This is a genomic window from Tianweitania sp. (assembly GCF_032053605.1).
GTDB lineage: Bacteria > Pseudomonadota > Alphaproteobacteria > Rhizobiales > Rhizobiaceae > Tianweitania.
The window spans coordinates 19,910-32,555 of sequence record NZ_DAMBUH010000015.1 but is presented as its reverse complement, the minus strand read 5'-3'; the positions used below and the strand labels follow the sequence as shown (position 1 = coordinate 32,555).

The following is a 12,646-nucleotide window of genomic DNA, read 5'->3' as shown; positions in this document are numbered from 1 at the left end:
CCCCGCTTCGTTCATTGAAGACCGCCGGCCAGCCCGGCTTCTCGTTTTATTGGAGCCGACATGGTCCGCTTCCTGCTTGGGCGCCTTGCAGTGCTCATTCCCACATTCATCGGCGTGTCGATCATCGCCTTTTCGTTTATTCGCCTGCTGCCCGGCGATCCCGTCGCGCTGTTATCCGGCGAACGCGTGATGTCGCCTGAGCGCCACGCGATCATTTCGGCGCAGCTCGGTTTCGACCGCCCGATCGTGGTGCAATATCTGGATTATATCTGGGGCATCGTGCGCGGCGATTTCGGCACGTCGATCGTCACCAAGCAACCGATCCTGGAATCCTTCTTCGCGCTGTTTCCGGCGACGCTCGAATTGTCGATCTGCGCCATCCTGTTCGCGATCATCCTGGGCATTCCGGCCGGCATCTTCGCGGCGATCAAGCGCGGCTCCTTTTTCGACCAGACCATCATGGGCACCGCTCTCGTCGGCTATTCCATGCCCATCTTCTGGTGGGGCCTGCTCTTGATCATCCTGTTTTCCGGCATCCTGCAATGGACCCCGGTTTCGGGCCGCATCTCACTGCTGTACTTCTTTCCGCCGGTCACCGGCTTCATGCTGATCGACAGCCTGATCTCGGGTCAGGCCGGCGCCTTCAAGTCGGCAGCCAGCCACCTGATCCTGCCGACCATCGTTCTGGGCACCATTCCGCTTGCCGTGATCGCTCGCCAAACGCGCTCGGCCATGCTGGAAGTGCTGTCGGAAGATTATGTCCGCACCGCCCGCGCCAAGGGCCTCTCGCCTCTGCGCGTCATCGGCGTTCATGCGCTGCGCAACGCCATGATCCCGGTCATCACCACGATCGGCCTGCAGGTCGGCGTGATGCTGGCGGGTGCCATTCTCACCGAAACGATCTTCTCTTGGCCGGGCATCGGCAAGTGGATGGTCGATTCCGTGTTCCGGCGCGATTATCCCGTTATTCAGGGCGGTCTGCTGATGATCGCCGCCATCATCATGGTGGTGAATCTGATCGTCGACCTTCTCTACGGTCTGATCAATCCCCGTATCCGGCACTGAGGAAAACACCATGTCCAATGATGCCGTAACCCTGACCACCGAACCGGTGGTGAAGCGTAACCGTCGTGCTGCCGAGTTCTGGTATTACTTCAGCGAAAATAAGGGCGCCGTTCTTGGCCTCATCGTTTTCGCCCTGCTGGTTGTGATCGCGCTGCTTGCTTCCGTGTTGGCACCGCATGCACCTTCGGCACAGTATCGCGACGCCATTCTCGTTCCGCCGCTGTGGCTGGAAGGCGGCCGTTCGGCCTATCCGCTCGGCACCGACGCGGTTGGCCGCGATATTCTGTCTCGCCTGATCTATGGCGCCCAGTATTCGCTGTTCATCGGCGTGGTCGTCACCACCATCGCCTTGGTCGGCGGCATCGTGATCGGTGTCATCGCCGGTTATGCGCGCGGCTGGGTCGATACCGTGATCATGCGCGTGATGGACATCATCCTCGCTTTCCCGTCCTTGCTTCTGGCACTGGTGCTGGTGGCGGTTCTGGGACCTGGCCTCACCAATGCGATGATCGCCATCGCGCTCGTGCTGCAGCCGCATTTCGTGCGTTTGACGCGTGCCGCCGTGATGGCCGAAAAGAGCAAGGACTATGTGACGGCAGCACGTGTTGCGGGCGCCGGCCACTTCCGCCTGATGTTCAAGACGATCCTGCCGAACTGCATGGCCCCTTTGATCGTTCAGGCGACTTTGTCCTTTTCCAACGCGATCCTGGATGCGGCAGCGCTCGGCTTTCTCGGCATGGGTGCCCAGCCGCCGACGCCGGAATGGGGCACGATGCTGGCGGAAGCGCGCGAGTTCATCTTGCGGGCGTGGTGGGTCGTCACCTTCCCCGGCCTTGCGATCCTCATCACTGTGCTGGCCATCAACCTCGTCGGCGACGGTTTGCGCGATGCGCTCGATCCGAAGCTGAAGCGGAGCTGAGGTGGAGGCGTGGATCGGTCCAGCCCTCCTTGCGGCAGTTATTGCCGGTCTCGTCAACGTCGCGGGTTGGTATGTGACCTATGCCCGCGAGCGACGGCTTGAATCGGAACGGCGGCGGGAAAAGGTGCGCGACTATCTGACAGCTCTAAGAGCCGAGATCCGCGCGCACAACTTCCGCTGGACGAAGGCAGAAGCTGATGAGGATCTAGCTGCGATGAAAAGAAAGTTGCAGGCGGATCCGCGGTTCACGGCCTTCGTGCCGAAGGAAGCGGAAAGCATCATCTTCCCGACCATCGCTAAGGAGCTGCACATCCTGCCGGGCGACGTCATCGACCCGGTCGTACGCTATCAAAGACAGCTGGCGTCTTTGGCCTTCATCGTGGAAGACTTGCGGTCAACGGGCTACGCGGAACTTGCGGCTGATCGGAAACTGGCGATGTATGCGGATTATATCCATCTTCGGGTCGAAGCAGGTCGTTTGGCAGAATCCACTCTCGACGCCATAAAAGCATCGCGAGTGGTGGAATGATCAATAGCTCGGGCGCGGACCGGTAGGGCCGGTAACCGGCGTCACGGGCGGTAGCGGAAGCTGGTTGGTGTTGGCCATGGCGGACCTCCTTGAAAGCTGAATATAGTCCATCTGGATGAAATTGTGAAGAAACACACATGGCCGCGATCCCGCACAAAGGTTGCAACTCTGCGCCAGGAAGCGCGGCCTCGAAGAACGGTAGGATAATGCCCCTTCTCGATATCAAGAATCTCACCGTCTCGTTCGAGACCTCGACCGGACCCTTTATGGCCGTCAACGGAATCGACATCACGGTCGAGCCGCGCGAAGTGCTGGCCGTGGTAGGCGAAAGCGGTTCGGGCAAGTCCGTGTCGATGCTTGCCGTCATGGGCCTTTTGCCGTCTTCGGCAACGGTGAAGGCCGACTCCATGATGTTCGACGGCCGGGACATGCTCGCAATGTCTGCGAGCGAGCGTCGCAAGATCATCGGCCGCGAGGTCGCCATGATCTTCCAGGAGCCGATGGCCAGCCTCAATCCCTGCTTCACCATCGGCTTCCAGATCGAGGAAGTGCTACGCAAGCATCTGAGCCTCGGCAAGTCCGAGCGGCGCAAGCGCGCCATCGAGTTGCTGACGCTGGTCGGCATTCCAGATCCGGCCGATCGCCTCAATTCCTATCCGCACCAGATGTCCGGCGGTCAATGCCAGCGCGTCATGATCGCCGTTGCCATTGCCTGCAATCCAAAGCTTCTGATCGCCGACGAGCCGACCACCGCGCTCGACGTGACGATCCAGAAGCAGATCCTTGACCTTCTCATGAAGCTCCAGGAAGAGCACGGCATGGGACTGATCATGATCACGCATAATATGGGCGTGGTGGCTGAAACCGCCGACCGGGTCGTCGTGCAATACAAGGGTCGCAAGATGGAGGAGGCCGATGTGCTGTCCCTCTTCGAGAACCCGCAAAGCAACTACACCAAGGCCTTGCTGGCCGCCCTGCCCGATAATGCGACCGGCGACCGTCTGCCCACGATCGGCGATTTTCAACATCAGTTCGAAGCGGCGTCTGCCGTGAAAACGCCCCCGCTGGAGGCCCCGCTATGAGCGAAATCGTTCTTCAAGCCAAAGACATCAAGCGCGACTACCATGTTCCCGGCGGCTTGTTCGCCAAGGCCAAGACCGTTCATGCCGTCAAGGGCGTTTCCTTCTCTGTCGAGCAGGGCAAGACGCTGGCGATCGTGGGCGAAAGCGGCTGCGGAAAGTCGACGCTGGCACGCATCATCACGCTGATCGATCCGGCGACCTCGGGCGAGTTGAAGATCGATGGCCAGACCATCGACATCAACAAGGCGGCATTGACGCCCGAACTGCGCCGCAAGGTGCAGATCGTATTCCAGAACCCTTATGGCTCGCTCAATCCGCGCCAGAAGATCGGCGACGTGCTTGGCGAACCGCTCAAGATCAACACCAATGTCGGTGCATCCGAGCGGCGCGATCGCGCCATGGCCATGCTGAAGAAGGTCGGCCTGTCGGAAGAGCATTACAACCGCTATCCGCACATGTTTTCGGGCGGCCAGCGCCAGCGCATCGCCATTGCCCGCGCACTGATGCTTAACCCGCGGCTACTGGTGCTGGACGAGCCGGTTTCAGCACTCGACCTGTCGGTGCAGGCGCAGGTGCTGAACCTCCTCGCCGACCTGCAGGACGAGTTCCAGCTCACTTACGTCTTTATCAGCCACGACCTCTCGGTCGTGCGCTACATCGCCGACGAGGTGATGGTGATGTATTACGGCGAGGCCGTGGAATACGGCACCCGCGACGCGGTGTTTTCCGACCCGCAGCACGATTACACCAAGACGCTGTTTGCAGCCACGCCGCGCGCGGATGTCGAAAGCATCCGCGCCCGCATCGCCAGAAAGCGCGCTGCCTAAGCACTTCTACTGAGGATTCAGCCAGACCTTGGTTATTTCCTCAGTAGATCCCCAACCTGCGAATTCTGCGCGGATACTGCAACTTCGCCCGGTGCGTTCCCATGATACGTGCCGGACCTGAAAGTCATTGTCTTCGATTTTGACTTCATCGATGCTCGGTGAGCCGAAGTGCATCCATAAGAGATCCCTAATTTTGAGCGCACTGCGGGGATCGTCGGCATCAATCATGACCGAAACCAGTCCTTCCCGCACGAAGGCGAAAAACACTGTAGCCGTGTAATCCGGCTGTTCCAGACGGCCGACCGTAACTTCACAGTCATCATACTTTTTACGGAACACCTCGTCGCGGCGAAGACCCCTGGCATTGATCAGCAGGGCTTCCTGGATCGGCATGCCCCACTCGATGCCAATCCAGCCCGCGTTGTTGTTCTCGGTCTCGAACATCTTGCTATCCTTATCTGGCGTCCACCCCGGCTGCTTGGATTCTGTCCTCTATGCTCCTGCGGCCACTACTGTTCGCCAGAACTTGCCGCATTGTCTCCGCCCCTCCAACCTCGCTCATTGCAAATTTAGCAAATAAGGAACCATCCCACCGCCCACCGGTTTTGCCTACAGTCCCAGCCCTGATAGACCGAGGTGTCGCCTGATGCATCAGACGCAAATTGCCCTCCTGCGGCATTGCCACTCCGCTTCCTCGTTCCATCTACCATCCAACAGTCATGCGCAGGGGGATGCGAAATGAGTGCTGCGGCAAAGCCTGGCCTGCGGTCTGTACCGGCCACGATCGATAGCGGTGAAAAAGCCTCGCGCGAGCGCCTGGATCGTCTGGCCGCAAGCCGCATCGCTATCGAGGGCATCGATCCAGAAATCGATGGCGGCCGTTTTCCGGCCAAGACGGTGGTCGGCGAGACCTTTGTTGTGGAAGTGGACATCTTCGGCGACGGTCATGAGACCTTCGACGCAGCTTTGCTGTACCGCGAGGGCAAGGACGGCGCCTGGACTGAAGCTCCGCTGACCTTCGTGATCAACGATCGCTGGCGCGGCGAACTCCTTTTCGAGCAAAACGGCCCCGCAGCCTTTACGGTCATCGCCTGGCGCGATCTCTATGCGCAATGGGCCTATGAGATCCGCAAGAAGGTCGCGGCCGGCCAGAAGGTCACGCTCGAACTGACGGAAGGCCGCAACCTCGTGGAAACGGCGATGAAGAACCCGCGCGACGGTGCGCCGGCTCTTTCCATCGCAAGCAAACTGGCCTCCACCAAGGACGAAGACGCGCTGCTCAACCTGCTCCTGTCGGACGACGTGGCGGCATGGATGAAGCAAGCCGCGCAGCGCGCCAACCTTACCCGCTACGACAAGGAACTGCCGGTCTGGGTTGACCGCAAGGCAGCCGCATTCTCGGCCTGGTACGAGCTGATGCCGCGCTCCATGACCGATGACGAAAACCGTCACGGCACGTTCCGCGATGTCATCGACCGCCTGCCTTATGTGCAGGATCTCGGCTTCGACGTGCTGTATTTCACGCCGATCCACCCGATCGGCAAGACCAACCGCAAGGGCCGCAACAACACGCTGACGCCCGGCCCGGACGATGTCGGCAGCCCCTATGCGATCGGCTCTGCCGATGGCGGGCATGATGCCGTGCATCCCGAACTCGGCACGATCGAGGATTTCGATGCGCTGGTTTCTGCCGCGCACGAACACGGTCTGGAGATCGCGCTCGACTTCGCCATCCAGTGCTCGCCGGATCATCCTTGGATCAAGGAGCATCCGGAATGGTTCGACTGGCGCCCGGACGGCACGATCAAATTCGCCGAAAACCCGCCGAAGAAGTATGAGGACATCGTCAATGTCCATTTCTACCGCGATGCCATTCCCGGCCTCTGGTATGCGCTGCGCGACGTGGTGCTGTACTGGGTCGAGCACGGCGTGAAAATTTTCCGCGTCGACAATCCGCATACCAAGCCCTTCCCGTTCTGGGAATGGATGATCGCCGAAGTGCATGACAAGCACCCGGACGTGATCTTCCTCGCCGAAGCCTTTACACGCCCCAAGGTGATGAAGCGCCTCGGCAAGGTCGGCTATTCGCAGTCCTATTCCTACTTCACCTGGCGAAACGAGAAGTGGGAGCTTGAAGAGTATCTCACCGAGCTGACGACGGAAGAATGCCGCCATTACATGCGGCCGAACTTCTTCGCCAACACGCCGGATATTAACCCGGTCTATCTCCAGACCTCCGGTCGCCCCGGCTTCCGCACGCGGCTGGTGCTGGCCGCGACGCTTGCCGGCAATTACGGCCTGTATAACGGCTACGAGATCTGCGACGCCGCGCCCATGCCGGGCAAGGAAGAGTATCTCGATTCCGAGAAGTACCAGATCCGCATCTGGGACATGGATCAGCCTGGCAATATTCAGGACGACATTCGCCTGGTGAATCGCCTGCGCCGCGAAAACCCGGCGCTGCAGAAGTTCACCACGTTGAAGTTCTTCAAGGCCTTCAACGACAACATCCTGTTCTACGGCAAGTTCGATCCGGCGACGTCGAACTACCTGCTGTTCCACGTCAATCTCGACCCGCACAATGCGCAATCCTGCCAATTCGAGCTGCCGCTGTGGGAGTTCGACCTGCCGGATGATGCCTCGATCGAGGTCGAGGACATGCTGCACGGCAACCGCTTCACGTGGCACGGCAAGAGCCATTCGCTCGAGCTTGATCCGCAAACCCGGCCCTATGCGATCTGGCGTCTGTATCCGCCGGGCGCTCCGCGCCCTTGAACGATCGGCCGCCCGTGACGAAGCCAAGCATGACTGAGCAGAATATGACCGAACAGACCACGACCGAGCAGCATAACAACGATGGCCTCATCGATCGCACCCAGACCGACTGGTATCGCGACGCCGTCATCTACCAGCTTCACGTCAAGGCGTTTCAGGATTCCAACGATGACGGCATGGGCGACTTCGCCGGCCTGATGCGGCGGCTCGACCATGTGCAGCAGCTTGGCGCCACCGCCATCTGGCTCCTGCCCTTCTACCCCTCGCCGCTACGCGACGACGGCTATGACATCGCGGATTACACGTCGATCAACCCGTCCTACGGCACGATGCCGGACTTCAAGGGTTTCATCGACGAAGCCCACCGCCGTGGGCTTCGCGTCATCACCGAGCTGGTGATCAACCACACGTCCGACCAGCATCCTTGGTTTCAGGAAGCGCGCAATTCGCCTCCGGGTTCGCCCGCGCGCGACATGTATGTGTGGTCGGATACGGACACCAAATTCCCTGAAACCCGCATCATCTTCACCGATACGGAAAAGTCCAACTGGACCTGGGACCCGGTTGCCGGCGCCTTCTTCTGGCACCGCTTCTATTCCCACCAGCCCGACCTCAACTTCGACAATCCGCGCGTGTTGAAGGAAGTCGTCGAGGTCATGAACTACTGGCTCGACATGGGCGTCGACGGTCTGCGCCTCGACGCGATCCCCTATCTGATCGAGCGCGAGGGCACCAACAACGAGAACCTTCCCGAGACGCATGACGTGTTGAAGGCGATCCGGGCCGAGCTCGACAAGAACTATTCCGATCGCATGCTGCTCGCCGAAGCCAATCAGTGGCCGGAAGATACGCGCCCTTATTTCGGCGAGGGCGACGAATGCCATATGGGCTTCCACTTCCCGCTGATGCCGCGCATGTATATGGCGGTTGCCCAGGAAGACCGGCATCCTCTCACCGACATCATCCGCCAGACGCCGGACATTCCGGAAGGTTGCCAGTGGGGCATCTTCCTGCGCAACCATGACGAGCTGACGCTTGAAATGGTGACGGATCAGGAGCGCGATTATCTTTGGCGCACTTATGCCGAAGACAGCCGCGCCCGGATCAATCTCGGCATCCGCCGCCGCCTCGCACCGCTGATGCAGAACGACCGGCGCAAGATCGAGCTGATGAACTCGCTGCTCCTATCAATGCCCGGCACGCCGATCCTGTATTACGGCGACGAGATCGGCATGGGCGACAATTACTATCTCGGCGATCGCGATGGCGTGCGCACGCCGATGCAGTGGTCGCAGGATCGCAATGGCGGCTTTTCGCGCGCCAATCCTCAGCAGCTTTATTTGCCGGCGATCCTCGATCCCAACTACGGCTACCAGACCATCAATGTCGAAAGCCAGGATCGTGATCCGTCCTCGCTGCTGAACTGGATGCGTCGCATCGTGGCGGTGCGCAAGGAGCATCCGGAGTTCGGGCGGGGCGAGATGACCCTGCTTTATCCCGGCAACCGCAAGATCCTTGCTTATGTGCGCGAGCATGAAGGCCGTTCGACGCTGTGCGTGGCGAACCTGTCGCGCGCGGCCCAGGCGGTCGAGCTCGACCTTGCGCGCTGGAAGGGCGCGGTGCCGATTGAACTGCTGGGCCGCTCCGCCTTCCCGCCGGTTGGTGACCTGCCCTACCTCATCACTTTGCCGGCTTATGGCTTCTACTGGTTTGTTCTGGCCGATGAGGCGCAGGCGCCATCTTGGCACCAGGCGCTGCCGGAAATCCTGCCCGAATTCATCACGTTGACCACGCGTGACGGCCGGGTCGACACCGCCTTGAAGACCCGCGACAAGCGGACATTCGATGCCGATATCCTGCCGCAGTTCCTCAAGCTGCAGCGCTGGTTCGGCGCCAAGGATCGGAAGCTCCGCAGCGCGGATGTGCGTGTGCTTGGCGAACTTGGCAACGGACAGCACGCGCTGTCGATCGTCGATGTCGAACTCGATGGCGGCACGCAGCAGTATTTCCTGCCGATGTCCTCGCGCTGGGGTGAGGAAAACATCACCCATGGCGCGCCGAAGCTATCCTACACCATTGCCAAGCTGCGCCGTACCAACCGGGTCGGCGCGCTGATCGACGGGTCGGTGGATGAGGATCTGGCTGCGCGGCTGCTGCAAGGCATGCGCGACAATCAGGTCATCGATGGTGCGGACAATGGCAAGGTCGTGTTCACCGGCAGCAGCGGTCTGGCTGCCATCGAAACCGAAGGCGAGATCAAGCCGCTTGGCGTGGAACAGAGCAATGTGTCGATCGCCTTTGGCGACGCCGTGGTGCTCAAACTTTATCGTCGCCTGCGTTCGGGCGTGCAACCGGATGTCGAGGTGGCGCGCTTCCTGACCGATGTCGCGCATTTTGAAAACACGCCGGCCTATCTCGGTTCGATCGAGCACCAGACTGCTGATGGCGAGCCGACGATGCTGGCTTCGGCCTTCGCCTATGTCCGCAATCAGGGCGATGCCTGGAAGGTGGTCACCGACGCGCTGAAGCGCGGGATCGAGGACGAGTTGCGCGGCACCGAGCCGGCGTCGGATGATGCGGCAAGCCACACGCTTGCCTATGCCTTCCCGCTTTCGGTCGGCGAAGTGCTGGGACAGCGCACCGCCGAACTGCATTGTGCCCTGGCGACGCAGACCGACGATCCGGCTTTCGCCGTCGAGCCGATCACGGCCGACGACCTGAAGGGCTGGATCAGCGAGGCAAGCGATGAGGCGAATACGGTGCTTGACCGGTTGGCTGGTGCTGCAGGCGGGTTGACGGGTGAAACCGCGACCGCTGCCCGGGCACTGCTCGACCAGCGAGACGCGCTCTTGAAGCGCATCGCCAAGGCCGCCGACATGAAGCCATCGGGTGCACGCTCGCGCATCCATGGCGATTATCATCTCGGCCAGCTTCTGGTAGCGCAGAACGACGTCATGATCATCGACTTCGAAGGCGAGCCCCGCCGGTCGGTGGACGAGCGTCGCGGCAAGTTCTCGCCGCTGCGCGATGTTGCCGGCATGCTGCGTTCGCTCGACTATGCCGCTTCGACCGTGACCCAGGATGGGCTGCCTGAAACGCAGGATGCTGTTGTAAGCCATGCGAAGCGGTGGCGCGATGCCGTCAGCGCCGAATTCCTCGCGGCCTATTTCGGCGGCGTTCAGGGCTGCCCAACCGCGATCGAGGATGAAGATTTCGCGCAGGCCCTGCTCGACCTCTTCGTCATCCAGAAGGCCGTTTACGAAGTCGGCTATGAGCTTGCCAACCGCCCGGCATGGCTCGGCGTTCCCCTGCACGGGCTGCTTGAACTGCTGGATACGGAGACCGCCGCATGAGCGAGAAACAAGCAGCCTACGCTTCGGATATCGAGGCGATCGTTCGCGGCCGCCACGGCAATGTCTTTGCCGTGCTGGGTCTGCAAGGCGGCAATGGCGAGCCCGTGGCAATCAACGTCTTTGCTCCGCAGGCCGCCACCGTCACGGTGATTGGACCGAAGGACGAAGTCATCGCCGAACTGGACAATGTCCATCGCGAAGGCTTCTTCTCGAGCTTCATCAAGGGAAAGACCGAGCGCTTCCCCTACCGTCTGAAGATGACGGCAGGCGAGCACGAATGGATCCAGGAAGACCCGTACCGCTTCCCGGCGGTGCTGGGCGAGCTGGACGAATACCTGCTCGGCGAAGGTCGGCATCTCGAATACTATAATCGCTTGGGCGCACACCCCACCACGATCGACGGTGTCGATGGCACCGTTTTCGCCGTCTGGGCACCCAATGCGCGCCGCGTCAGCGTCGTCGGCGACTTCAACGTCTGGGACGGCCGCCGTTTGCCGATGCGCAAGCGCTGGGGCGTCGGCGTTTGGGAGCTGTTCGTTCCCGGCGTGAGCAAGGGTGCCGTCTACAAGTACGAGATCCTCGGCGTTCACGGGGAAGTTCTGCCGCAGAAGGCCGATCCGGTCGGTTTCTCCGCCGAGCTTCCGCCCGCAACCGCTTCCGTCGTGGCCGGTTCGTTTGCGCACCAGTGGCGCGACGAGACCTGGATGCAGACCCGCGCGCAGGCGCAGGCCACATCACAGCCCATTTCGGTTTACGAGCTGCACCTGGCCTCCTGGCGCAAGGGCGGTAATGACGAAGTGCTCGACTATGACACGATCGCCGATCTGCTCGTGCCTTATGTCACCGAAATGGGCTTCACCCATGTCGAGTTCATGCCGGTTACCGAGCATCCCTTCTCGGGCTCATGGGGCTACCAGCCCGTCGGCCTGTTTGCGCCCACTAGCCGCTTCGGTTCGCCGGAAGGCTTTGCGCGCCTCGTCGATAAACTGCACCAGGCCGGCATCGGCGTCATCACCGATTGGGTGCCGGCGCATTTCCCGTCCGACCAGCACGGCCTCGCCCGCTTCGACGGCACCGCGCTCTACGAGCACGAAGATCCGCGACTTGGCTTCCACAAGGACTGGAACACGCTGATCTACAATTTCGGCCGGCTGGAAGTGTCGAACTTCCTTCAGGCGAGCGCGCTTTACTGGATCGACCGCTTCCATGTCGACGCGCTGCGCGTCGATGCTGTGGCTTCGATGCTCTACCTCGATTATTCCCGCGACGCCGGCGAGTGGATCCCCAACCGCTTTGGCGGCCGTGAAAACCTTGATGCGGTCGATTTCCTTAAATCAACCAACCAGCGCATCGAGGAACGCTTCCCGGGTGCCATCACCATCGCCGAGGAATCCACGGCCTGGCCGGATGTCAGCCGCCCCGTCGACAAGGGTGGGTTGGGCTTCTCCTACAAGTGGAACATGGGGTGGATGAACGACACCCTGCGTTACATGGAAGAGGATCCGATCAACCGGAAGTATCATCACCACCTGATGACCTTCGGCATGGTCTATGCCTATTCCGAGAACTTCGTGCTGCCGCTTAGCCATGACGAAGTCGTGCACGGCAAGGGCTCGCTCTTGAACAAGATGCCGGGTGATCGCTGGCAGAAGTTCGCCAATCTGCGCGCCTACCTCTCCTTCATGTGGGGCCATCCCGGCAAGAAGCTGCTCTTCATGGGCGGCGAGATCGCGCAGGAGCGGGAATGGAACCACGATCATTCGCTCGACTGGCACCTGCTGGATGATCCCATGCACAAGGGCGTGCAGGATCTCGTGCGCGAGCTGAACGGCATCTATCGCGACAATCCCGCTCTGCATGAGCTGGATTGCGATCCGGCCGGCTTCGAGTGGATCGAAGGCGGCGACGCCGAAAACAGCGTGTTCTCCTTCATCCGCAAGGGCACCGACAGTTCAAAGCCGGTGATCGTCGTGTCCAACATGACGCCAGTGGTGCGCGAGGGTTACCGCATCGGGGCGCCGGTCGGCGGAAACTGGCGCGAAATCTTGAACAGTGACTCGGAACGCTTTGGCGGGTCGGACGGAGTAAACAGTTGG

At 60.9% G+C, this 12,646-nt stretch carries 9 protein-coding genes; 8 read left to right on the top strand and 1 reads right to left on the bottom strand.

The window, feature by feature from the left end:
- The first annotated feature begins 60 nt into the window (after positions 1–60).
- The 5 genes from RTX98_RS05795 to RTX98_RS05775 all read left to right on the top strand — a co-directional run bounded on the left by RTX98_RS05795 (position 61) and on the right by RTX98_RS05775 (position 4,422).
- Complete coding sequence (locus RTX98_RS05795; protein WP_312795223.1) at positions 61–1,065, top strand: ABC transporter permease subunit; 1,005 nt, start codon at positions 61–63, stop codon at positions 1,063–1,065.
- A gap of 10 nt (positions 1,066–1,075) precedes the next feature.
- The gene (locus tag RTX98_RS05790; protein WP_312795222.1) at positions 1,076–1,984 is read left to right on the top strand and encodes an ABC transporter permease subunit; all 909 of its coding nucleotides are present in this window, start codon (positions 1,076–1,078) and stop codon (positions 1,982–1,984) included.
- A gap of 1 nt (position 1,985) precedes the next feature.
- The gene (locus RTX98_RS05785; protein ID WP_312795221.1) at positions 1,986–2,513 is read left to right on the top strand and encodes a hypothetical protein; all 528 of its coding nucleotides are present in this window, start codon (positions 1,986–1,988) and stop codon (positions 2,511–2,513) included.
- Positions 2,514–2,719: 206 nt separating this feature from the next.
- Entirely contained in the window at positions 2,720–3,595 is an 876-nt protein-coding gene (locus RTX98_RS05780; RefSeq protein ID WP_312795220.1) for an ABC transporter ATP-binding protein, read from the top strand.
- On the top strand, positions 3,592–4,422 hold the full coding sequence (locus RTX98_RS05775; RefSeq protein ID WP_312795218.1) for a dipeptide ABC transporter ATP-binding protein: 831 nt from the start codon (positions 3,592–3,594) through the stop codon (positions 4,420–4,422). Before RTX98_RS05780 ends, RTX98_RS05775 begins: the two co-directional genes overlap by 4 nt.
- 6 nt (positions 4,423–4,428) lie before the next feature.
- On the opposite strand, the gene RTX98_RS05770 is transcribed toward RTX98_RS05775, so the two are convergent.
- A complete protein-coding gene (locus RTX98_RS05770; protein WP_312795217.1) occupies positions 4,429–4,866 on the bottom strand; it encodes a hypothetical protein in 438 nt (145 codons plus the stop codon).
- Between the two features lie 294 nt (positions 4,867–5,160).
- Between RTX98_RS05770 and RTX98_RS05765 the strand changes: the two genes are divergently transcribed.
- The 3 genes from RTX98_RS05765 to glgB form a co-directional block, all read left to right on the top strand.
- Positions 5,161–7,197, top strand: coding sequence for an alpha-1,4-glucan--maltose-1-phosphate maltosyltransferase (locus RTX98_RS05765; RefSeq protein WP_312795216.1), 2,037 nt, complete (start codon positions 5,161–5,163; stop codon positions 7,195–7,197).
- Between the two features lie 29 nt (positions 7,198–7,226).
- Entirely contained in the window at positions 7,227–10,550 is a 3,324-nt protein-coding gene (gene treS, locus RTX98_RS05760) for a maltose alpha-D-glucosyltransferase (RefSeq protein ID WP_312795215.1), read from the top strand.
- On the top strand, positions 10,547–12,646 hold a 2,100-nt coding region (gene glgB, locus RTX98_RS05755; protein ID WP_312795214.1), incomplete at its 3' end, for a 1,4-alpha-glucan branching protein GlgB. The genes treS and glgB, both read left to right, overlap by 4 nt.